A 20,794-nucleotide genomic window follows, 5' to 3' on the forward strand; every position below is an offset into this window, starting at 1 on the left:
CCCATCCTCTACGATCGCGTCCACACGTAGCGCGCGTCCGGCTCCCTCTCCTCGTTGCGGCTGCCGTCGGTCTCTTCGACCAGCACAAATCCGCGCGCCTCGTAGAAGCGGCGCGCCTGCGCGTTGCGCTGAAAGGTCCAGAGCTGCAGCCGGTCGGAGCCTTGCTGTGCAATCTGGAGCAGCGCGCTGCCGACGCCACGGCCCTGGGCAGCCGGCAGCACATAGAGCTGCTCGATCCAGTCGTCATGGAAGGCGATCACCCCGCACATCGCCTCGCCCTCGAACCAACCCCACAGCGTGCAACTGGCGAACATCCGCTCGCGATAGAACCAGCGGTCCTCGTCCAGCGTGTGCAGGCCGGCAAGCTACGGCAGCGCATGGTCGAACGCCGCGCGATGCACGTGCGCAGCTGCATCCATGTCGGCAAGCGCGAGCCGCCTAATACTCAATCCCGAACTCGTCATAGAGGCGGCGGAACACGGCGGGCAGCACTTCGGTGAGATCTTCGGCGATCAGGCCGGGGCCGGCCTCGCTTGCGGCTTCGCCATGCATCCACACGCCGATGCTGGCGGCCTCGAACGCCGCGACGCCTTGCGCCAGAAAACCCGCGATGATGCCGGCGAGAACGTCGCCGGCGCCGGCGGTCGCGAGCCAGGGCGGCGCGTTGCCGGCAATGGTGGCACGGCCGTCGGGCGAGGCCACCACCGTATCGGCACCCTTCAGCAGCACCACAGCGCCGGAGCGTTCGGCCGCGGCACGCACGCGCTCGAGCTTTGAACGGCCCGGATGCTTGTTGGAGATGTCGCTGAACAGCCGCGGAAACTCGCCCTCATGCGGCGTCAGCACGATTTGCTGGCCGTCGGACGCCTTGATCGCCTCGAACAGCCGGTCCGGCGCGCTGGCAAAGCTGGTCAGCGCGTCGGCGTCGAGCACCAGATGCCGCTGCGCCGCCAGCGCGGTGTGGACGAAGTCGCGGGTGCGCGCGTTGACGCCCATGCCGGGACCGATCGCACATGCGTTGAAGCGCTTGTCGCCGAGCATCTCGGCGAACTGGATCGGGTTGTCGACCGCGCGCACCATCACCGCGGTCAGCGCCGCGGCGTTGACCGCGAGCGCATCGCGCGGCGAGGCCAGCGTCACGAGACCGGCGCCGGCACGCAGCGCGCCGCGCGCCGCGAGCCGCGCCGCGCCGGTGGAGGCGATGTCGCCCGACACCACGACGGCATGACCGCGTGCGTATTTGTGGCCGTCGATCCGCGGCACCGGGAACGACCAGCGCCAGGCCTGCGGCACGTTCTCCGCGGTCAGCGGCTTGATCTCGTCGAGCACGGTCAGATCGATGCCGATGTCGGCGACGCGGACCCGTCCGCATTGCATCCGCCCGGGCAGCAACAGATGCGCGGGCTTCTTGCGGAAGAAGGTCACGGTCTCGGTCGCCTGCACCGAGGCACCCATCACCGCGCCCGTGGTGCCGTTGATGCCGCTCGGCAGATCGACCGCGAGCACCGGCGCACCGTTGGCGTTGATCGCGGCGATCATCTCCAGCGGGTCGCCCTTCACCGGACGGTTGAGGCCGGCGCCGAACAGCGCATCGATGATCAGCGCCGGCTTGCCGAGCGCCTGCGGGTTGAACGGCAGCACGGGATACTTCCAGCCCTTCGCCGCCAGCGCCGCGTCGCCCTGCAGGCTGTCGCGCTCGCAGAGCAGGACGACCGAGACCTCGCGGCCGCGCGCGGCGAGTTCGGCGGCGGCGACAAATCCGTCACCGCCATTGTTGCCGCGGCCGGCTACCACGACGATCGGCCCCTCCTCGACCAGGTCCATCGCCGCCTCGGCGACCGCCTGCCCGGCGCTCATCATCAGCGCGAAGCCCGGCCTACCGGCCGCGATGGTCAGCCGGTCGGCGCGTTCCATCTCGGTGGTGGTCAGGACGTCCATGCCGAATCCTCAATCGCTTCGCCTTTTCGAGAGGCAACTCCCGCGCTGTTCCCGGAGTTTCTAAGGTCTGATTGCATACGGATTGATCTATTTGCCTATTCGTTAGGCTTGGATATCATAGCCATCTGGTTCGATATCAGCCGACTGCCTGTTAAAAGGCTGATAACATTCCAAATTCGGGGACCATCACAACTTGGCATAGACCCTGCTTTTGAGGAAGCCGCGCACAGCAGCGGCTGTTGCGGCCATTATGCGTGCTTCCGGCCAGCCGCCGGAAGCCTTAAGAACCCACGAGACTGCGCCCCACGCGCATCAAAACACGACCTGTTATCTGCAATGCCCGGGAGGCGCTCAGTGAAGAAGATTGAAGCCATCATCAAGCCCTTCAAGCTCGACGAGGTGAAAGAGGCGCTCCAGGAAGTCGGACTGCAAGGCATCACCGTCACCGAGGCCAAGGGTTTTGGCCGGCAGAAGGGACACGCCGAACTCTATCGCGGTGCGGAATACATCGTCGACTTCCTGCCCAAGGTGAAGATCGAGATCGTGATCGGCGACGACCTGGTCGAGAAGGCGATCGACGCGATCCGCCGCGCCGCCCAGACCGGGCGCATCGGCGACGGCAAGATCTTCGTCTCCAACATCGAGGAAGCGATCCGCATCCGGACCGGCGAATCCGGGCTGGACGCTATTTGAGGGCGGTGCTATCCGGATTTTCTGACGCCAAAAGAGAACAAAGGCTGCTTCGGCAGCCTGATTTCGTTTGAGCCGTCACGCCAACTCGCCACAAGCGGGAATAACCTCGCCCACCGCCGCAAAACCGACCCGCTCATCCATAAGGGGTATTCATGAAGACCGCCAAAGACGTCCTGAAAATGATCAAGGACAACGACGTCAAGTACGTCGACCTGCGCTTCACCGATCCGCGCGGCAAATGGCAGCACGTGACCTTCGACGTCGGCATGATCGAAGAGGACACCTTTGCCGAAGGCCAGATGTTCGACGGCTCCTCGATCGCCGGCTGGAAGGCGATCAACGAATCCGACATGTGCCTGATGCCCGACCCGGTCACCGCGACGATCGACCCGTTCTTCGCCGAGACCACCATGGTCATCACCTGCGACGTGCTCGAGCCGACCACAGGCGAGCCCTACAACCGCGACCCCCGCGGCATCGCCAAGAAGGCCGAGGCGATGGTGAAGTCGATGGGCGTGGGCGACACCGTGTTCGTCGGCCCCGAGGCCGAGTTCTTCGTGTTCGACGACGTGCGCTATTCGGCCGACCCCTACAACACCGGCTTCCGCCTCGATTCCTCCGAGCTGCCGATCAACTCCGCCACCGAATATGAAGGCGGCAATCTCGGCCACCGCATCCGCACCAAGGCCGGCTACTTCCCGGTGCCGCCGCAGGACTCGGTGCAGGACATGCGCTCGGAAATGTTAGGGGCGATGGCCAAGATGGGCGTCAAGGTCGAGAAGCACCACCACGAGGTCGCCTCCGCCCAGCACGAGCTCGGCATGAAGTTCGACACGCTGACGCTGATGGCCGACCAGATGCAGATCTACAAGTACTGCATCCACCAGGTCGCGCACATCTACGGCAAGACCGCCACCTTCATGCCGAAGCCGGTCTATGGCGACAACGGCTCGGGCATGCACGTCCACCAGTCGATCTGGAAGGAAGGCAAGCCGACCTTCGCCGGCAACAAATATGCCGACCTGTCGGAGACCTGCCTGCACTACATCGGCGGCATCATCAAGCACGCCAAGGCGATCAACGCCTTCACCAACCCGTCGACCAACTCCTACAAGCGTCTGGTGCCGGGCTATGAGGCGCCGGTGCTGCTCGCCTACTCTGCGCGCAACCGCTCGGCCTCGTGCCGCATCCCCTACACCGCGAACCCGAAGGCCAAGCGCGTCGAGGTGCGTTTCCCCGACCCGATGGCCAATCCCTATCTCGGCTTCGCCGCGATGCTGATGGCCGGCCTCGACGGCATCAAGAACAAGATCGATCCGGGTCCGGCGATGGACAAGGACCTCTACGATCTGCCGAAGGAAGAGCTGAAGCAGATCCCGACCGTCTGCGGCTCGCTGCGCGAGGCGCTGGAAAACCTCGACAAGGACCGCGCCTTCCTCAAGAACGGCGGCGTGTTCGATGATGACTTCATCGACGCCTATATCGAGCTGAAGATGACCGAGGTCGCCCGCTTCGAGATGACCCCGCACCCGGTCGAGTTCGAGATGTACTACTCGCTGTAAGCTTTACGGCTCTCAGCAATGCGAAAGGCGCTTCCGACGGAAGCGCCTTTTGTTTTTGACGTAGGATGGATGGAGAGAAGCTTACACCTTCGCCTTCGCGACTCGGCGGCCGCCGGCATCGATCGCGCCAAACTTGCCTGCGATCATGTCCGGCGTCGGGATCATGCCGCCGAGCGACCAGCTCGCCGGCTCGCCCTCCTCGATCTTGACCCAGACGTTGCGGCGGAAGTCCGGGTTACCCTGCCCCTCGATCTCGACCATGAGATCAGTGACGCGCTCCAGCAGCGCCTTCTTCTGCGCGACGTCGAAGATGCCGCGGACGGTGGAAATGGTGACGTAAGGCATGGCCTCTCTCCATTGCTGAGGGTCTGACAACGCAGCGAAGATGGACCGGCACGGCGCGACGAGGCAGTGGCCGATCAGACAGAGATCGGGCAATATCTGCCACCGCTCGATGCACCGATCGGGTAGCATGACGGCAAACTCCGGAGGTGCCATGAAGCTTGCGATCCTCGCGCTGGAAGGCTGCATGCAATCGGCGATCGCCGGCATTGCCGACATCCTCACGCTCGCCAACCACGTGATGCAGCTGCGCGGCGGCAAGGCGCGCTTCAGCTGGCAGACGCTGTCGCTCGACGGCAAGGCGGTGCGTGCGGGCGGTGGAAAGGTGCTGGCGGTCGATGGCGCGGTCGGCAAGCGGACGGCATATGATGCGATCATCGTGCCCGGCAGCCTGGTCGATCATCTGACCGCCGAACGCCTGCAACCGCAATACGACCGCGCCGGCGCCTGGCTGCGCCAGCAACATGCGAGCGGCCGGCTGATCGGCGCGTTCTGCAGCGGCGTACTGCTGCTCGCCAATGCCGGGCTGCTCGACGGCCGGCGCGCCACCATCACCTGGTGGCTGCAGAGCGAGTTCCGCCGCCGCCATCCCAAGGTCGATCTCGCCGGCGACGCCGTCATCACCCAGGCCGATCGCCTGGTCTGCGCGGCCGGCCCGATGTCGTGGGTCGATCTTCTGCTGCGGCTGATCGAGCTGGTCGAAGGCCCCGAGGTCGCCAAGGTCTGCGCCGACTATGCGGTGATCGACACCGCGCAGCGCACCCAGGCGATCTTCATGCCGCTCGGCTACCTGCACGCCCAGGATCCGCTGCTGATGAAGGCGGACATGCTGGTGCGCCGCACCGGCAAGACGCCGATCACGGTCCGCCGTCTCGCCCATGCACTCGGCCTCAGCGAGCGCACGCTGAACCGCCGCTTCCGCGAGCTGACCCACGAGCCGCCGCAAGCCTTCATCACGCGCCGCCGCGTCGAGCACGCCCGCACGCTGCTGGAGACGACGACGCAGCCGATCAAGGCGATCGCCCGCGCCACCGGCTACGAGGACGAAAGCAGCTTTCGCAAAGCCTTCCGCAAACTGACGCTGACCTCGCCGCAGGCCTATCGCGCGCAGCGATCGATGCGCGCGGCCTGATCGCTGGAAGCCCGGAAGACTACGGTCAGCGATGCTGACAAAACCTCACGAAATTGCGCGAACCAGCACGCAAGGTGACGTTCGGAATCGACAATGTCTGGAGTCGGGTGTTCACTCGCAGCAACGCCCCGAAAAGCGGCCCGCGATAAAAAACAGACACATTCATTTTGCATGGGGAGAAACGAGATGTCTTTCGTCGCTCGACGAATGGCGGCGCTTTCGACCGCCATCACCATCCTAGCTGTCTGTGCTGGCAGCGCATTTGCCCAGAAGAAATACGACACCGGCGCAACCGATACTGAAATCAAGATCGGCAATATCATGCCCTACAGCGGGCCGGCATCCGCCTATGGCACCAGCGGCCGGGCTCAGGCGGCATATTTCCGCAAGATCAACGCCGAGGGCGGCATCAATGGTCGCAAGATCAATTTCATCTCCTACGACGACGGCTACAGTCCGCCGAAAACGGTCGAGCAGGCGCGCAAGCTGGTCGAAGGCGACGAGGTCTTGCTGATCTTCGCAGCGCTCGGCACGGCATCCAACGGCGCGATTCAGAAATACATGAACGTGAAGAAAGTACCGCAGCTGTTCATTCAGACCGGCGCCACGAAGTGGAACGACCCGCAGAACTTTCCGTGGACCATGGGCTGGCAGCCCAGTTATCAGAGCGAGGGACGGATCTACGCCAAGCACATCCTGAAGGAAAAGCCGGGCGGCCGGATCGCCGTCCTCTATCAGAACGACGATTATGGAAAAGACTATCTCAAGGGTCTGAAGGACGGCCTCGGCGACAAGGCGGCGTCGATGATCGTCATCGAGGATGCGTACGAGGTGGCCGAGCCGACGATCGACACGCACATCGTCAAGATGAAATCGATGAATGCCGATGTATTCGTCGACATTGCCACACCGAAGTTCGCCGCGCAGGCCATCAAGAAGGCGGCCGAGATCGGCTGGAAACCGTTACACATCCTCAACTCGGTGGCCTCCTCGCTCGGCGCCGTGATCCAGCCTGCCGGTTTCGAGAACGCACAGGGCATCATCTCGGTGGCCTACATGATGGATGCGCTCGATCCGCAATGGAGGGACGACCCCGGGATGAAGGCGTTCGACGAGTTTCTCTCCAAATATTTCCCCGAAGGCAATCGGGCCGACAGCCTGGTGATGACGGGTTACAACGCCGCTCAAACGCTGGTTCAGGTGCTCAAGCAGTGTGGCGACGATCTCACGCGTGCCAACGTGATGAAACAGGCCGCCAGCCTGAAGGCCTTCCGGACCAGCAACCTGCTGCCCGGAATCACGATGAACACCAGCCCGATCGATTTCGCGCCGATCAAGCAGATGCAGCTCAGACGACTCAAGGGCGAGAAATGGGAGCTGTTCGGGCCCATGCTCAGCGCAGAGATCGGAGGTTAGCGATCCGCAGGATGGGTGGAGCGACTTGTCCGCCGTAGCTCGAAGAGCGAAGGCGGAAGCACCCCACCCTTCCGGACCCCGGCGAACCTAGACCCGGAACAGCTTCGCGTACTTTGCCTTGATCTCCTCGCTCTGCGCCTGCACCTGGGCCGGATCGGCCTTCAGCATTTTCAGCTTCGCCAGCGGCACGTGCTCGACCTTCTCCTTCACCCGGGCATGGAACGAGCGGTGGGCGAACTCGTCGGCCAGCATCTGCTGGGTCGCGGCGCTGAAGAGGAAGCTCTGGAACAGTTTTGCCGCGTTCGGATTCGGCGCGCTCTTGAAGATGCCGCTCGGCACGATGATCAGCGGCGCGCCTTCGGTTGGATAGACCACTTCGACCGGCTTGCCCTGGTCCTTGGCCAGCACCAAATTGTAGTCATTGCCGTCGGCCATGATGGCGCGCTCGCCGAGCAGGATCTTCTTCGGCGGATCGGCTGCCGACTGCACCTGCATCACCCGCTGCTGCGCCAGCTTTTCCAGATAGGGCCAGCCGAGGTCGCGCGCCAGGACGAAGGTCGCTGTCATGATCGCGCCCGAGTAGCCAGGGTGACCCTTGACGATCTTGCCGCGCCATTTCGGATCGAGCAGGTCGGCGTAGCTCTTCGGCGCCTCCTCGCGTTTCACCTGATCGGTGTTGTAGCCGATCACCTCGAACCAGGCACAGGACGTCGCCGAGGTGCCATCCGGATCGATCTGGTCGGCCGGAAAATTCTTGGCGACATCTTCCGGCACGTAGGCCGCGAGCCAATCGTTCTTCTTCCAGTCGAGATAATGCGCGGGGTCGGTGGAGTTGGCGACGTCGACGGCGTTGATGCCGCTGCCCTGCTCCTGCGCGATGCGCTGAAAGATGCGCTCGGCGCCGGAGCGCTCGACGCGGACGCTGATCCCGGGGTATTTCTGCTCGAAGTCGCGCGCCAGCCGCTCGGCGGTGTTCAACTCCAGCGCGCTGTAGAACGAGACCTTGCCCTCCTTGGTCGCCGCCGCGATCAATTCCGGCGTCACCGCCTCCGCCGGCGGCGCTGCCGCCCTCAGCGGTTCGGCGAACACCATGCCGGCCGCGGTCGCCGCCGTCGCCTTGATCAAATCGCGCCTCGACCATTTGCGGTCCTGCATCTGCACACTCCCCGGGGTCGGGCCGTTGACCGGCCACGCCATTGTTACGGAAGTGATGATAGTCGGATGGGTCGAGCGAAGCGATACCTATCCTGCAGACCGCGGATCGGTCTTGTCCGGAGGGTTCTCGCGCAAGAAGCGTTCGAGGTCGGGCAGCACGGAGTAAGGCTGCGGAACCGGATCGCCCTGAAAGTCGACCTGCAGATCGAGACAGCGCCGCAGCATCCGCGCCAGCTCGCTGCGCCGATAGGGTTTGGTCAGCAGCGGAATGCCGTGACCGCTGCGCCCCTGCTGGGTCGGCAAGGCGCCGTCGCTGTAGCCCGAGGTGAACAGCACCCGCATTGCCGGGCGCCCGGCCATCAGCGTCTCCGCGAGCTGCCGGCCGTTCATGCTGCCGGGCATCACGATGTCGGTGAACAAGAGGTCGAACGCGGTGCCGCGGCGGACGATCGCCAGCGCTTCGTCGGCATTGGCCGCCACCAGTACCTTGTAGCCGAGGCTTTCAAGTTGTCCGGTGACATATTCGCGGATCCGGACGTCGTCCTCGACGCACAGGATGGTCTCGGTGCCGCCGCGGACCGGCGCTTCGTCCTCCTCGTCCGCACGCGGCGCGACGCCGTCGGCCTTCGGCAGATAGATCCGGAAGATCGTGCCGCGCCCCTCCTCGCTCCGGACCTCGATGCCGCCGCCGCTCTGCTTGACGAAGCCGAACACCATGCTGAGCCCGAGCCCGGTGCCCTGCCCGACCTCCTTGGTGGAAAAGAACGGATCGAAGATCTTCTCCAGATGCGACGGCGAGATTCCGACGCCGGTATCGGTCACCTCGATCACGAGATGATCGCCGGCGCGCTCGACGCCGCGCGCCACCGCCTCGGGAATCCCAAGCTGGATGTTGCGGGTCGCAAACGTCACCGTGCCGCCCTCCGGCATCGCATCGCGCGCATTGATGCCGAGATTGACCAGCGCCGCCGAAAGCTGGCTGCGGTCGACGAAGGCAAGCCAGGCGTCGCGGCGGAGTTCGGTCCTGATCTCGATCTGTGAGCCCAGCGTCTGCGACAATAGCCGCACCACCTCGCCGATCAGCTCGTTGACGTCGGTCTCGGCGGGCTGCAGCGGCTGCTTGCGCGAGAACGCCAGCAGACTCGATGTCAGTTGCGCGCCGCGATCGGCGGCATCGCTGATCAGCTTGGCGATCGCGGCAAGCTGCGGGTTGTCCTTGACGCCGTCGGCGAGCAGCTCGATCGTGCCGGTGATCACGGTCAGCATGTTGTTGAAGTCGTGCGCGATGCCGCCGGTCAACCGCCCCAGCGATTCCGTCTTCTGGGCCTGGATCAACTGCTCGGCGGCGACGCGCCGCTGGGTGATGTCCCTGACGAAGGCGTTGACGACGTAGCCATCGCCGCGCTTGAGCGCGTTGAGCGACACCTCGACATAGAACAAATGGCCGTCGCGGTGCACCGACGGCGATTCATAGCGCATGCCCATGCCGCCGGCCGCGGTCTCCTGCAGGAAGCGGGTGATGCGCTGCCGGTGCGCGACGCGAAGCTCTTCCGGGACCACCAGTTCCACCACCTTGCAGCCGACGGCCTCGGAGCGGGTCCAGCCGGTCAGCGCCTCGGCCTGCGGGCTCCAGTCCAGCACGATGCCGTCCTGGTCGGTCTGCACGAAGGCATCGAGCGCGGTCCGGATGATGGCCTGCGCCATCTGCTCGCTCTCGACCAGCGCCGCATGCGCCTGCCGCCGCGCCGTGACGTCATGCAGCACCGAGACCGCACCGCGCAGATTCCCGGCGTCGTCGCGCAACGGCCGGGAGTTGGCGACGAGGCAGACTTCGGGGGCGCCGGAGCGCGGCTTCACCACCAGCTTGAGAGCCTCGATATCCTCGCCGCGCAGCGCCCGCACCAGCGGCGACTCCGCAATTGGCATCGGCGTCACGCCGTCGGCGTAATAGCACTCGAAGCTGCGCACGCCGGTCAGGCTGTTGAAGCCGGCATCGATGCCGAACAGCTGTCGCGCGGCGGCGTTGACGACCACGACCGCACCGGTCTCGTCGGCAATCACCACCAGGTCACGGATGCTCTCGACCGTCGTTTCCAGCAGGTTCTGCCGCGAGCCCAATTGCGCCGACAGATCGGCGAGCGCCGCGGTAAGGCGAGCGATCTCATGACCGCTGGCAGGAGACACCGGCGCCGGCTCGCCACGCGACAGCCCCTCCACCGCCTGGGCGAGCGGCTTCGAGAGCGATCTGGCAATGATCTCGGCAATCATCAACACCACCGCAATTGCGCCCACGGCGAGCCCAAGGCCCGACCAGGAGGCGCCGTGGATAAGCCCCAGCCCAAGCAGGATCGCGACGACCGGGAGCGTCACCCCGAGCGCCAGACGGCCCGACAAATTCATCCCGACCAACTCATCGTGATCAGCCGCACCGGAAACGGAAAAAAGGGAAACAGGAATTCGGAAAGGATCGTCGGCGCCGGGCAATATCCGGTGGGCTGCTCCGGTGTTGCTTAGCCGAGTCCGGCCCGGCGATCCGCCAATTTCGTATCCGTAGAATTACGGAGATGCGCTCCCCGAGCGGCACAACTGTCATCGCCCGGCTCGACCGGGCGATCCAGTACGCCGCGGCTTCTCGGCTCCAGCGCTGCTGCCTCTGGAATACTGGATCACCCGCATGCGCGGGTGATGACACCGCAAATGGATCGCCAGATGGGCCCTACGCCGCCCGCCGCCGCTCGCGCAGCGCGTCGCCAAAAGCCTCGAACAGCGCGCGGTTGATCGGGTTGCGCTGCGGGTCGTATTCGGCGTGCCACTGCACGCCGAGCGCAAAGCCCGGCGCGTCGGCGATGCGGATCGCCTCGATGGTGCCGTCCTCGGCGATGCCCTCGATCACGACGCGATCGCCGGGCACCAGGATGCCCTGCCCGTGCAGCGAATTGACCCGGATGGACTCGCGCCCGAGGATCTTGGCGAAGGCGCCGCCCGGCGTCAGCGCGACGTCGTGACGGTCGGCGAAGATCACCGTGGGGTCAGGATGGATCTCGCCGTTCTCCAGCCGCGGCATGCGATGGTTCATGCGGCCGGGAAGCTCGCGGATTTCGGGATGCAGCGAGCCGCCGAACGCGACGTTCATCTCCTGCAGGCCGCGGCAGATGCCGAAGATCGGCACGCCGCGCGCGACGCAGGCCTCCGACAGCGCCAGCGCGACGTCGTCGCGGTGCAGATCGTAGGGCTCGTGGGCCGCGCAGGGCTCGGTGTTGAAACGGGTCGGATGGACATTGGCGCGCGCCCCGGTCAGCACCACGCCGTCGACCACGTCGAGCAAGGCCCCGACGTCGGTAATTTCAGGACTGCCTGCGAACATCAGCGGGACGGCGCCCGACACCTCGGCAACCGCGCGAAGGTTGCGCTCCCCGACCATCTGGACTGTGAAACGATTTTCGATGCGATGGGCGTTTCCGATCACGCCGACCACGGGCCGTCTCATTATCTTAAGTCTCGCGCGATGATTCTTCTAAGTTTGCGACGCTGCAAAGACGATCATGCCTTCGAGTTCCCCCCGGATCAACTGCCTATCTGCGCAAAGCCCACCTTGCAGCCCTGCACAGCACCGGCGCCGATGGCCCGGATCGGCCGTAGCGGCGCCAAAAGCGGTCACTTTCGGGCGAAGGCGGCCCCGGCATCGATGGTCTCGACGCCGGGCAGGCCAGCTGCGCGGAGCGCGGCGGCGGCCGGCGCGCTGTCGCCGCGGAGCCAGGGCAGCCGGGCCTTGATGGCGCGCGTGACGGGTTCGCCGAGCCTGCCGCCGAAATCGAGCGGCCAGTAGCCGTTCGGCACCACCTCGGCGGTGAGCCCGTGCAGCCGGTACCCCTGGCCGAGCGCAGCCTCGCTTTCCTCGGGCAAAACGGCACGCGCGCTGCCGGGGTCGGCTGGGTCGGCGAACGTCATCAGCACCGGGATCAGCTTGCCCGTCATGGGCACGACGCCGGTCTGGCTGTTCATCGCGCTGAACGAGACGCGGTCGCCGCGGGCCGCGCCGTAGGCGCGCAGCGCGACGTAGTTGATGTCGTCGAGATCGATCGCCTTGTCGAGATGGGCGAGCAGCGCGACCAAATTCTTGCCGCCACCGAGATCGACATAGACCGCATCGCCCGCGGTGCGGGTGTGGCCACCGCGGCTGTAGCCGCGGTCGGGATGCACCGCGAGCACGCCGGAGGCGGACTTGATGCCGTCCGGCGTCTCGACCTCGACCGACAACCGGTATTTGTGCCCGGGCCGGTTGATCCGGATCTGGTCGCCGATCACAAGCGCCGCGAGCAGCGCGAGCGGCCCGACCCATTTCAAAACCATGCCCGCCCTCGCCGTTCCCCGAGCGCGTCCGCCCGATCGATCTTTTGCCTCGCTTGGCACAATCGGGACGCCAGCGTCAAACCGCCGTGCGGTCGCAGCTTGATCCCCGCGGCGGTTTCGCGACAAAGTGGCGAGGACACCGGCGCGGAAGGGAATCACCCGTGACAGACTCGGCTGACAATCGCCTGCGGGCGCGCAACGACATGGCGTGGGCGATCGCCGTCGGCGGCACCGGGATCGTGCTGTTCGCGGCGCTTCTGATGTTCACCTGGCATTTCGCCGCGACGCTGTTCCTGCTGTTCGCCGGCATGCTGCTCGGCGTCGGGCTGAACGCCATGACCACCCTGCTCGGCCGCCTGACCGGGCTGCCCCACCCGCTGCGGCTTGCGATCGTCTGCCTGGCGCTGGCCGGGCTGTTGTCCGGCATCGTGTTCCTCGGCGGCACCACCATCGCGCAGCAGGCCACCGTGCTGACCAACACGATCAAGTCGCAGCTCGGCAGCGTCAAGGAATTCCTCGAGCAGCACGGCGTCGACACCAGCTACTTCGATTTCAGCAACGTGACCAATGAGGCCAAACCAGAAGGCGCCGGCGCGGCAACGACGACGGCGCCCGCGACCTCGCAGAGCCACGGCCTGCCCGGCGCCAGCGCGCTCGCCTCGAGCGGCGGCGCGATCATCGGACAGACGCTGAAGGTGCTGCTCGGCACCGTCAGCGTGGTCGGCAACTTCTTCATCGTGCTGTTCCTGGGACTCGCCTTCGCCGCCCAGCCGAGCGTCTACCGTGCCGGGCTGCTATTCATCGCGCCGGCAAAATACCGCCGCGAGGCCACCGCCATCGTCGACCGCATCGGCGAGACGCTGGAGCGCTGGCTGATCGCGCAGATCATCACGATGGTGGCGGTATTCCTGGTCACCTGGATCGGGCTTGCGATCATCGGCATCCCGAGCTCGTTCATCCTCGGCATCCAGGCCGGGCTGCTCGCCTTCATCCCGACCGTCGGGGCGATCCTCGGCGGGCTGATCGTGGTGCTGGCGAGCCTCGCGACCGGCTGGATCGCGGCGGTCTCCGCCTTCGTGCTGTTCCTCGGCGTGCACGCGCTGGAGAGCTACGTGCTGACGCCGATCATCCAGCGCCAGGCGCTCGACATCCCGCCGGCGACGCTGTTCGCGTTCCAGATCCTGCTCGGCGTCGTGTTCGGCGTTTGGGGGCTGGCGCTGGCGCTGCCGCTGATCGCGATCGCCAAGGTGATGATCGACCATTTCAAGGCGGAGAATGGCGCGCCTGCCAAAGCCGCGTGAGATCAGAGCGTTTTCGAGCGAAGTGGATACCGGTTCGCGTGAAGAAAACGCGTCAAGACAAAAATAGGTTCAAGCGAACAGCAGCACCGTGCCTGCAACGATCAGCATGACGCCGATCAGCATGGCGACCGGCCAGCGGCGCTGGGGCGGCGCGTAGCGGCCCTGCGCGCGGCGTTCGGCGATCAGCGCGGTCTCGTACTCGTCGGAGTTCGCGAACCGGCAGGCGAACCCGCCGCGCGCCGAAGCCGCCGCCGCTTCGAGCGACATCAGGGCTGCCTGCGGATTGCGCGTGCGGATCGACTCCATGCCCAAAAGCATGGGATCGAATGGTTAACCAGACGTTACCGCTCAGGCCCGCACCGGCGTCGGCTTCTGCCGCGCGGTGGCCGGCAGGCCCGCGGTCTTGCGCCGCCAGTTCTCCAGCGACAGCGGCAGCTCTTCAGCGGCCTCGACGCGGTTACGGCCGCCCCGCTTGGCCTGGTAGAGCGCGGTGTCGGCGGAGGCCAGCAGTACCTCGAGCTCGGTGCCGGCCGGCCCCCCGGCGACGCCGATGCTGACGGTGGTGTCGACCGCGCCTTCTTCGCAGGTGATGTTGCTGCACTCGAAGGCCTCGCGCACGCGCTCGGCGACCAGCACGCCCTCCTCGAGCGAGCACGGCAGCAGCGCCGCGAACTCCTCGCCGCCGATGCGGCCCGAGAGGTCGCTGATCCTGAGGTTGTTGACCACGACGGCGGAGAACAGCTTGAGCACCTCGTCGCCGGCGGGATGACCGAAGCGGTCGTTGATCGACTTGAAGTGATCGATGTCGAAGATCATCACGGTGACCGGCCGGCCGGCATTGGCCTCGCGCTCGATCACGCGCGTGCAGGCCTCGGTGAAACCGCGGCGGTTGAGCATGCCGCTGAGCGGATCGATCGACGCCGCGGTCTTGTGCACGGCCACCGCGCGGTCCGACACCATCATGAAGATCACGAACACCGTGCCGATCGCGTACAGCACGAGCTCGATCGAGAACAGCGTGACCCAGAAGCTCGAGACGAAATTCGCATCATGCGGGCGCAGGAGGTCGCCGACCAGGATCGGCAGCATCAAGGCGCCGCCATGCAGCACCGGCACCGCGATCGCAAGCCAGCGCTTCTGCATCGCGCGGCGGCGCTCGCTGAACAGTTCGGTGGCGGTGAGCGCCGCATAGACCGCGACGATGCCGGCGCCGATCGTCATGCGCATTGCGGGACTCTCCACCATCGTCACGGTGGCGACCCAGACGATCGGGCCGAGCACGAGACCCGCCAGGTTGGGCTTGCGGCCGTGGAAAATCCGCGCCGCATTCCAGACCAGGCCGCAGGCGGCAAAGCCGACCGCATTGAGGCCGAGCACGATGTGCACGCCGAGCGAGGAGCCGCCCAGCGTCCAGATCGCGACCGAGCCGGCGCCGAGCAGATAGGCGGTGCCCCACCATTTCAATGCGGGAATGTTCTCCTGCCTGCCGAACAGCATCAGCATGGCGCCGAGCATGCCCGCGACCATGGTGGCGAACAAATAAAGTGTCGACGTGTCAAACGACATGAATGACCCCAGCCCTGGGTGGTGCAACGTTCGCAGGCGCAATTGAAATTGGTGATGCTGCGCTTCTGCTGTTGCCACGCTAGGGCGGCCGAGTTCCAATTTCGTTTGCACGCATACGCAAGTTTTCGCGAAAAACTGCGTTAATTCACATCTAAGGGCAGCGCAGAAACATCGACACGCAACGCAGCAAAAAGGGCGCCTCGCGGCGCCCTCTTCAACTTGATGCGTGCGGCGATTGCCGCAAATTTTAAGTCTCGAATTAGCGCTTCGAGAACTGGAAGGACTTGCGGGCCTTCGCCTTGCCGTACTTCTTGCGCTCGACCGCGCGAGAGTCGCGGGTCAGGAAGCCGCCCTTCTTGAGCACGCCGCGCAGCTCCGGCTCGAAGTTGGTCAGCGCCTTCGAGATGCCGTGACGGACAGCACCGGCCTGGCCGGACAGACCGCCGCCGGCGACGGTGCAGATCACGTCGTACTGGCCGTTGCGGGCAGCGGCGACCAGCGGCTGCTGGATCATCATGCGCAGCACCGGGCGGGCGAAGTAGACTTCAAACTCGCGGGTGTTGACCGAGATCTTGCCCGAGCCGGGCTTGACCCAGACGCGGGCGACCGCGTCCTTGCGCTTGCCGGTGGCGTAAGCGCGGTTGAACTTGTCCACCTTCTTGACGTACTTCGGCGCTTCGGGAGCCGCCGGCTTGACCTGCGCGAGCTGGTCGAGGGACTGCAACGTATCGGACATTATGCGGCCCTCGTGTTCTTGCGATTCAGGGAAGCGATATCGATCTTCTCGGGGCTCTGCGCCTCATGCGGATGCTCGGCGCCGGGATAGACGCGCAGATTGCCCATCTGCATGCGGCCGAGCGGACCGCGCGGGATCATGCGCTCGATCGCCTTCTCGACGACGCGCTCGGGGAAGCGACCCTCGAGGATCTGCTTGGCGGTGCGCTCCTTGATGCCACCGATGAAGCCGGTGTGCTTGTAGTAGGTCTTCTGCTCGCGCTTGCGACCGGTCAGCACCACATGGGCGGCGTTGACGATGATGACGTTGTCGCCGCAATCGACATGCGGGGTGTAGGTAGGCAGGTGTTTGCCGCGCAGGCGCATCGCAACGAGGGTGGCGAGACGGCCGACGACCAGACCCTTGGCGTCGATCACGACCCACTTCTTCGTCACTTCGGCGGGCTTGGCCGAGAACGTGCTCATGGTGAAATCCGTGAAAAAGGAAATCGGCGCCGTATGCGCCGAACTGGGCGGCTTTCTAGAGAAGCCGCGCGCGTCAGTCAACGTCGATGCGCGCAAATTACATCAATGGAAACAGCCGCTTAAAAATATGGTACAATAATACCAGCGAAAAGCTCACGTAGTTGGAATGGAATAGGTCGCGGTCACATGGGCGATCGGATCGGGCGAAGAGCCCGACAGCAGGTTGACCTCGCCGACCGCAAGCCGCTTGCCGAGCTTGAGCAGCTTGGCCACCGCGAGCACGTCCTGCCCCGGCTGGCCCTTGCGCAAGAAGTTGATGTTGAGATTGGTGGTCACCGCGAGGCCGACCGGCCCGATCGCGGACAGCAGCACCACGTACATGGCGAAATCGGCGAGCCCCATCAGGGTCGGCCCCGACACCGTGCCGCCCGGCCGCAGCATGCGCTCGCTGAAACGCTGGCGCAGCAGCGCCGTCTCGCCGTCGGCGCTTTCGATCCTGATATCGTCGCTGCTGAACGCCTGCGGAAATTCCTTGCGCAGGAACTCCTCCACCTCAGCCGCGCCCATTTTCGCTATCGCCATGCCGTTTCTGCCCTCGCCTCTGCCTGCCTGTTACATTAAATTGTCATGGACACCATAATGGAATTCGCCATGTCCGCCCAAGCTGCCCGTGCAGAAGTGCCGCAGGCCCCGATCCTGCTGCGTGAGACCGTCGGCAGTATCGCCGTCCTGACGCTCAATCGCCCGGCGGCGCGCAACAGCCTCTCCGAAGGCATGATTGCCGAGCTGCACGCGGCGCTGAACCAGATCGGCGACGACAAGAGCATTCGCGCCGTCGTGCTCGCCGCCAACGGCCCGGCCTACTCCGCCGGCCATGACTTGAAGGAGCTCACCGCGCGCCGCAGCGACGCTGACCGCGGCCGCGCCTATTTCGCAAAGATCATGAACGCCTGCAGCGCGATGATGCAGGCGATCGTGCATCTGCCGAAGCCGGTGGTGGCGTCCGTGCAGGGCATTGCGACCGCGGCCGGCTGTCAGCTGGTCGCGAGCTGCGACCTCGCGGTCGCATCGGAAGCCGCGAGCTTTGCGACGCCGGGCGTCGACATCGGGCTGTTCTGCTCGACGCCGATGGTGGCGCTGTCGCGCAACGTGCCGCGCAAGCAGGCGATGGAGATGCTGCTGACCGGCGAGCCGATCTCGGCGGCAACGGCGAAAAATATCGGCCTGGTCAACCGCGTGGTAACAGCAGGCACCGAACGCGACGCCGCGATCGCGCTGGCGCAACAGGTCGCGCTGAAATCGGCCTACACCGTCAAGCTCGGCAAGGAGGCATTCTACCGCCAGGCCGAGATGAGCCTTGCGGATGCCTATCGCCTCGCGGCCGAAGTGATGACCGAGAACATGATGGCGCGCGATGCCGAGGAAGGTATCGGCGCCTTCATCGAAAAGCGCGAGCCGAAATGGCAGGATAGATAACCTCGTCATTGCGAGCGAAGCGAAGCAATCCATATCGCCGCACGATGATAGAATGGATTGCTTCGCTTCGCTCGCAATGACGAAATTGGGATAGCTCTTCGCAATGAACCACGACGCCTACGACGACAATTACATCCGCAGCATCCTCAACGGCGTGAAGTCGATCGCGATGGTCGGCGCCTCGCCGGTCAATGTGCGGCCGAGCTATTTTGCGTTCAAATACCTGGCGCAGCGCGGCTATGACATGATCCCGGTCAATCCCGGCCATGTCGGCAAGACGCTGATGGGCAAGCCGTTCGTCGCTTCGCTCGCCGACATCGGTCATCCGATCGACATGATCGACATCTTCCGCAATTCGAGCCACATCATGCCCGTGGTCGAGGAGGCATTAAAGCTGTCGCCACCGCCGAAGGTGATCTGGATGCAGCTCGGCGCGCGCGATGACGCGGCCGCCGAGAAGGCGGAGGCCGCCGGGCTCAAGGTCGTGATGAACCGCTGCCCGAAGATCGAATATGGCCGGCTGTCGTCGGAGATTTCCTGGATGGGCGTCAATTCGCGCACGCTGAGCTCCAAGCGCGCGCCGATTCCGACCCAGGGCATGCGGCTGTCGCTCAATCGCACGAGCTTCGGCGGCGGTCAGACTGCAGCATCCGACCGCGCGGCGAAAAACAAAACCGAGACGACCTGAGGCCACCGCGGAACAATCGTTTCGATCCCGCGATCAGGTGCAAGCACCTCATTTCAAACCCACAAGCCGCCGCCGAGCTGCCTTGACGGCGGCGTGTGCTGCCATCAGCATGCCGCGCATTTTCGACCAGGCCACAACAGGACGCCAGATAATGACCGATCGCCTTCCGGGATTTTCCACCCTCGCCGTGCACGCGGGCGCGCAGCCTGATCCCACCACCGGCGCGCGGGCGACGCCGATCTATCAGACCACGTCATTCGTGTTCAACGATGCCGACCATGCCGCCTCGCTGTTCGGCCTGCAGGCGTTCGGCAACATCTACACCCGGATCGGCAACCCGACCAACGCGGTGCTGGAAGAGCGCGTCGCCGCGCTCGAGGGCGGCACCGCGGCGCTCGCGGTGGCCTCCGGCCACGCCGCGCAGGTGGTCGTGCTGCAGCAGCTGATGCGGCCCGGCGACGAGGTGCTTGCCGCGCGCAAACTCTACGGCGGATCGATCAACCAGTTCACGCATGCCTTCAAGGCGTTTGGCTGGAACGTGGCCTGGGCCGATCCGGACGACGTCGCAAGCTTTGAGCGCGCGGTGACGCCGCACACCAAGGCGATCTTCATCGAGTCGATCGCCAATCCCGCCGGCAGCATCACCGACATCGAAGCGATTGCGGCGGTGGCGCGCAAGGCTGGTGTGCCGCTGATCGTCGACAACACGCTGGCCTCGCCCTATCTGATCAAGCCGATCGATCACGGCGCCGACATCGTCGTGCACTCGGCGACGAAATTCCTCGGCGGCCACGGCAACTCGCTCGGCGGCATCATCGTCGATGCCGGCACCTTCGACTGGGCAAAGGACAACAAGTACCCGATGCTGAGCGAGCCGCGCCCGGAATATCACGGCATCCGGATCCAGGAGACCTTCGGAAATTTTGCCTTCGCGATCGCCTGCCGCGTGCTCGGCCTGCGCGACCTCGGCCCGGCGCTATCGCCGTTCAATGCGTTTATGATCCTGACCGGCATCGAGACGCTGCCGCTGCGCATGCAGAAGCACTGCGACAATGCCAAGGCAGTCGCGGAATTCCTCTCCTCGCACCCGGCGGTCTCGGCGGTGAACTATGCCGGCCTGCCCGGCGACCGCTACAACAACCTGCAGCGCAAATATTCGCCGAAGGGCGCCGGCGCGGTGTTCACCTTCAGCCTCAAGGGCGGCTATGACGCCGGCGTCAATCTGGTGTCGAACCTGAAACTGTTCTCGCATCTCGCCAATGTCGGCGACACCCGCTCGCTGGTGATCCACCCGGCCTCCACCACCCACAGCCAGCTCGACGACGAGGCCAAGGTCAGGTCCGGCGCGGCGCCCGACGTGGTGCGGGTCTCGATCGGCATCGAGGACAAGGAAGACCTGATTGCGGACCTCGACCAGGCGCTGCGCGCCTGAACCGCACCATAAGTTCCGGAGCGGTGCGCCGCATCGCTCCGGCGAGGTCAGTCGAAAGGACAAGTCTCTCGTTAACGCTCATTCCGGCATAAAGTGGCAGTGATAGGCTCCGGATGATTCGGGAGACCATTGATGCTGCGCTGGATATTGCCGCTCGCGATCGCGCTGTTTGCGATCCCGCCTGCTGATGCCACCGACGCCCCCGTCGCCACCAAGCAGGCCACCATCAAGGCCGCACGCCAGTTGCCGGCCGGCCTGCCGCGCCGGAACTACGCCTACCGCACCACGATCGCGCCGCCGACCTATGTGCGGCGCGGCCGCCAGCTCGTGGTGGTCGAGCCCGAGGTCGTGGTGGTGCCGCTGAACTCGGAGCCCTACATCCCCTACGTGCCGGGTGAGCCGCTGTTGCCGGGATCGTCGTCGCTGCCCGGCTATTATGGCAACTCCCGCTCCTACAGCTACCTCGGCCCGTACTACGGCGGCGCCTATGTGGACTACTGGGACCGCCTGCCCTACGCCTGCGGCGTCTACGGCTACTGCTAG

Annotated in this window: 22 protein-coding genes; 10 read left to right on the forward strand and 12 right to left on the reverse strand. The window is 65.2% G+C overall.

Annotated elements, in window-relative coordinates; translation table 11 throughout:
* Positions 1-8 precede the first annotated feature (8 nt).
* Both XH93_RS23180 and XH93_RS23185 read right to left on the reverse strand, forming a co-directional pair.
* The gene (locus XH93_RS23180; RefSeq protein WP_246799730.1) at positions 9-356 is read right to left on the reverse strand and encodes an N-acetyltransferase; all 348 of its coding nucleotides are present in this window, start codon (positions 354-356) and stop codon (positions 9-11) included.
* An 82-nt stretch (positions 357-438) separates the two neighbouring features.
* Positions 439-1,938 carry an NAD(P)H-hydrate dehydratase gene (locus XH93_RS23185; RefSeq protein ID WP_194469280.1) on the reverse strand — a complete coding sequence of 500 codons (1,500 nt, stop codon included), beginning with the start codon at positions 1,936-1,938 and terminating at the stop codon, positions 439-441.
* 354 nt (positions 1,939-2,292) lie between these two features.
* Between XH93_RS23185 and XH93_RS23190 the strand changes: the two genes are divergently transcribed.
* Together XH93_RS23190 and glnA are read left to right on the forward strand one after the other, a co-directional pair.
* A complete protein-coding gene (locus XH93_RS23190) occupies positions 2,293-2,631 on the forward strand; it encodes a P-II family nitrogen regulator (RefSeq protein WP_011441447.1) in 339 nt (112 codons plus the stop codon).
* A gap of 152 nt (positions 2,632-2,783) precedes the next feature.
* Complete coding sequence (gene glnA, locus XH93_RS23195) at positions 2,784-4,193, forward strand: type I glutamate--ammonia ligase (protein ID WP_139483224.1); 1,410 nt, start codon at positions 2,784-2,786, stop codon at positions 4,191-4,193.
* 81 nt (positions 4,194-4,274) lie between these two features.
* Here the strand turns inward: glnA and XH93_RS23200 are convergent, their stop codons facing one another.
* Positions 4,275-4,538 carry a tautomerase family protein gene (locus tag XH93_RS23200; protein WP_194469281.1) on the reverse strand — a complete coding sequence of 88 codons (264 nt, stop codon included), beginning with the start codon at positions 4,536-4,538 and terminating at the stop codon, positions 4,275-4,277.
* A 151-nt stretch (positions 4,539-4,689) separates the two neighbouring features.
* On the opposite strand from XH93_RS23200, the gene XH93_RS23205 reads away from it, so the two are divergent.
* Positions 4,690-5,667 carry a GlxA family transcriptional regulator gene (locus XH93_RS23205; RefSeq protein ID WP_194469282.1) on the forward strand — a complete coding sequence of 326 codons (978 nt, stop codon included), beginning with the start codon at positions 4,690-4,692 and terminating at the stop codon, positions 5,665-5,667.
* 186 nt (positions 5,668-5,853) lie between these two features.
* Complete coding sequence (locus XH93_RS23210; RefSeq protein ID WP_194475305.1) at positions 5,854-7,083, forward strand: ABC transporter substrate-binding protein; 1,230 nt, start codon at positions 5,854-5,856, stop codon at positions 7,081-7,083.
* A gap of 87 nt (positions 7,084-7,170) precedes the next feature.
* Here the strand turns inward: XH93_RS23210 and XH93_RS23215 are convergent, their stop codons facing one another.
* From XH93_RS23215 to XH93_RS23230, 4 genes are all read right to left on the reverse strand, one after another.
* Positions 7,171-8,238, reverse strand: coding sequence for an extracellular solute-binding protein (locus XH93_RS23215; protein WP_194469283.1), 1,068 nt, complete (start codon positions 8,236-8,238; stop codon positions 7,171-7,173).
* Between the two features lie 87 nt (positions 8,239-8,325).
* Positions 8,326-10,638 (reverse strand): PAS domain-containing sensor histidine kinase, encoded by a 2,313-nt coding sequence (locus XH93_RS23220; RefSeq protein WP_246799276.1) that lies wholly within the window; start codon positions 10,636-10,638, stop codon positions 8,326-8,328.
* Between the two features lie 316 nt (positions 10,639-10,954).
* Positions 10,955-11,725, reverse strand: coding sequence for a gamma-glutamyl-gamma-aminobutyrate hydrolase family protein (locus tag XH93_RS23225; RefSeq protein ID WP_139483219.1), 771 nt, complete (start codon positions 11,723-11,725; stop codon positions 10,955-10,957).
* Between the two features lie 167 nt (positions 11,726-11,892).
* Complete coding sequence (locus XH93_RS23230) at positions 11,893-12,588, reverse strand: hypothetical protein (protein WP_194469284.1); 696 nt, start codon at positions 12,586-12,588, stop codon at positions 11,893-11,895.
* A gap of 161 nt (positions 12,589-12,749) precedes the next feature.
* Here XH93_RS23230 and XH93_RS23235 point away from each other — a divergent pair, with 161 nt between their 5' ends.
* Positions 12,750-13,889, forward strand: coding sequence for an AI-2E family transporter (locus tag XH93_RS23235; protein ID WP_194469285.1), 1,140 nt, complete (start codon positions 12,750-12,752; stop codon positions 13,887-13,889).
* Between the two features lie 69 nt (positions 13,890-13,958).
* Here XH93_RS23235 and XH93_RS23240 read toward each other — a convergent pair whose 3' ends face one another.
* From XH93_RS23240 to rplM, 4 genes are all read right to left on the reverse strand, one after another.
* Entirely contained in the window at positions 13,959-14,195 is a 237-nt protein-coding gene (locus tag XH93_RS23240; protein ID WP_194469286.1) for a hypothetical protein, read from the reverse strand.
* A 42-nt stretch (positions 14,196-14,237) separates the two neighbouring features.
* The gene (locus XH93_RS23245) at positions 14,238-15,455 is read right to left on the reverse strand and encodes a GGDEF domain-containing protein (protein WP_194469287.1); all 1,218 of its coding nucleotides are present in this window, start codon (positions 15,453-15,455) and stop codon (positions 14,238-14,240) included.
* 259 nt (positions 15,456-15,714) lie between these two features.
* Complete coding sequence (gene rpsI / locus XH93_RS23250) at positions 15,715-16,191, reverse strand: 30S ribosomal protein S9 (protein ID WP_139483214.1); 477 nt, start codon at positions 16,189-16,191, stop codon at positions 15,715-15,717.
* On the reverse strand, positions 16,191-16,655 hold the full coding sequence (rplM, locus tag XH93_RS23255) for a 50S ribosomal protein L13 (RefSeq protein WP_139483213.1): 465 nt from the start codon (positions 16,653-16,655) through the stop codon (positions 16,191-16,193). The genes rpsI and rplM overlap by 1 nt, the downstream gene beginning before the upstream one ends.
* A 10-nt stretch (positions 16,656-16,665) precedes the next feature.
* On the opposite strand from rplM, the gene XH93_RS42780 reads away from it, so the two are divergent.
* A complete protein-coding gene (locus XH93_RS42780; RefSeq protein ID WP_256436475.1) occupies positions 16,666-16,794 on the forward strand; it encodes a hypothetical protein in 129 nt (42 codons plus the stop codon).
* Positions 16,795-16,808: 14 nt separating this feature from the next.
* On the opposite strand, the gene XH93_RS23265 is transcribed toward XH93_RS42780, so the two are convergent.
* Positions 16,809-17,237, reverse strand: coding sequence for a PaaI family thioesterase (locus XH93_RS23265; protein ID WP_194469289.1), 429 nt, complete (start codon positions 17,235-17,237; stop codon positions 16,809-16,811).
* 69 nt (positions 17,238-17,306) lie between these two features.
* Between XH93_RS23265 and XH93_RS23270 the strand changes: the two genes are divergently transcribed.
* The 4 genes from XH93_RS23270 to XH93_RS23285 all read left to right on the forward strand — a co-directional run bounded on the left by XH93_RS23270 (position 17,307) and on the right by XH93_RS23285 (position 20,794).
* Positions 17,307-18,131, forward strand: coding sequence for an enoyl-CoA hydratase (locus tag XH93_RS23270; RefSeq protein ID WP_194469290.1), 825 nt, complete (start codon positions 17,307-17,309; stop codon positions 18,129-18,131).
* A 103-nt stretch (positions 18,132-18,234) separates the two neighbouring features.
* Entirely contained in the window at positions 18,235-18,819 is a 585-nt protein-coding gene (locus XH93_RS23275) for a CoA-binding protein (protein ID WP_139862709.1), read from the forward strand.
* A gap of 151 nt (positions 18,820-18,970) precedes the next feature.
* A complete protein-coding gene (locus XH93_RS23280; protein WP_139483209.1) occupies positions 18,971-20,251 on the forward strand; it encodes an O-acetylhomoserine aminocarboxypropyltransferase in 1,281 nt (426 codons plus the stop codon).
* 132 nt (positions 20,252-20,383) lie between these two features.
* Positions 20,384-20,794, forward strand: a complete 411-nt coding sequence (locus XH93_RS23285) for a hypothetical protein (protein ID WP_371814776.1) — start codon at positions 20,384-20,386, stop codon at positions 20,792-20,794.

The organism is Bradyrhizobium sp. CCBAU 51753 (assembly GCF_015291565.1).
Classification (GTDB): Bacteria; Pseudomonadota; Alphaproteobacteria; order Rhizobiales; family Xanthobacteraceae; genus Bradyrhizobium; species Bradyrhizobium ivorense.

What these genes read in the sequence shown, in the direction of transcription:
- XH93_RS23185 (WP_194469280.1), bottom strand. Translation starts at nt 1,938, where the DNA reads ATGGACGTCCTGACCACCACCGAGATGGAACGCGCCGACCGGCTGACC.
- glnA (WP_139483224.1), top strand. Translation starts at nt 2,784, where the DNA reads ATGAAGACCGCCAAAGACGTCCTGAAAATGATCAAGGACAACGACGTC.
- XH93_RS23200 (WP_194469281.1), bottom strand. Translation starts at nt 4,538, where the DNA reads ATGCCTTACGTCACCATTTCCACCGTCCGCGGCATCTTCGACGTCGCG.
- XH93_RS23205 (WP_194469282.1), top strand. Translation starts at nt 4,690, where the DNA reads ATGAAGCTTGCGATCCTCGCGCTGGAAGGCTGCATGCAATCGGCGATC.
- XH93_RS23210 (WP_194475305.1), top strand. Translation starts at nt 5,854, where the DNA reads ATGTCTTTCGTCGCTCGACGAATGGCGGCGCTTTCGACCGCCATCACC.
- XH93_RS23215 (WP_194469283.1), bottom strand. Translation starts at nt 8,238, where the DNA reads ATGCAGGACCGCAAATGGTCGAGGCGCGATTTGATCAAGGCGACGGCG.
- XH93_RS23220 (WP_246799276.1), bottom strand. Translation starts at nt 10,638, where the DNA reads ATGAATTTGTCGGGCCGTCTGGCGCTCGGGGTGACGCTCCCGGTCGTC.
- XH93_RS23225 (WP_139483219.1), bottom strand. Translation starts at nt 11,725, where the DNA reads ATGAGACGGCCCGTGGTCGGCGTGATCGGAAACGCCCATCGCATCGAA.
- XH93_RS23230 (WP_194469284.1), bottom strand. Translation starts at nt 12,588, where the DNA reads ATGGTTTTGAAATGGGTCGGGCCGCTCGCGCTGCTCGCGGCGCTTGTG.
- XH93_RS23240 (WP_194469286.1), bottom strand. Translation starts at nt 14,195, where the DNA reads ATGGAGTCGATCCGCACGCGCAATCCGCAGGCAGCCCTGATGTCGCTC.
- XH93_RS23245 (WP_194469287.1), bottom strand. Translation starts at nt 15,455, where the DNA reads ATGTCGTTTGACACGTCGACACTTTATTTGTTCGCCACCATGGTCGCG.
- rpsI (WP_139483214.1), bottom strand. Translation starts at nt 16,191, where the DNA reads ATGTCCGATACGTTGCAGTCCCTCGACCAGCTCGCGCAGGTCAAGCCG.
- rplM (WP_139483213.1), bottom strand. Translation starts at nt 16,655, where the DNA reads ATGAGCACGTTCTCGGCCAAGCCCGCCGAAGTGACGAAGAAGTGGGTC.
- XH93_RS23265 (WP_194469289.1), bottom strand. Translation starts at nt 17,237, where the DNA reads ATGGCGATAGCGAAAATGGGCGCGGCTGAGGTGGAGGAGTTCCTGCGC.
- XH93_RS23270 (WP_194469290.1), top strand. Translation starts at nt 17,307, where the DNA reads ATGTCCGCCCAAGCTGCCCGTGCAGAAGTGCCGCAGGCCCCGATCCTG.
- XH93_RS23275 (WP_139862709.1), top strand. Translation starts at nt 18,235, where the DNA reads ATGAACCACGACGCCTACGACGACAATTACATCCGCAGCATCCTCAAC.
- XH93_RS23280 (WP_139483209.1), top strand. Translation starts at nt 18,971, where the DNA reads ATGACCGATCGCCTTCCGGGATTTTCCACCCTCGCCGTGCACGCGGGC.
- XH93_RS23285 (WP_371814776.1), top strand. Translation starts at nt 20,384, where the DNA reads ATGCTGCGCTGGATATTGCCGCTCGCGATCGCGCTGTTTGCGATCCCG.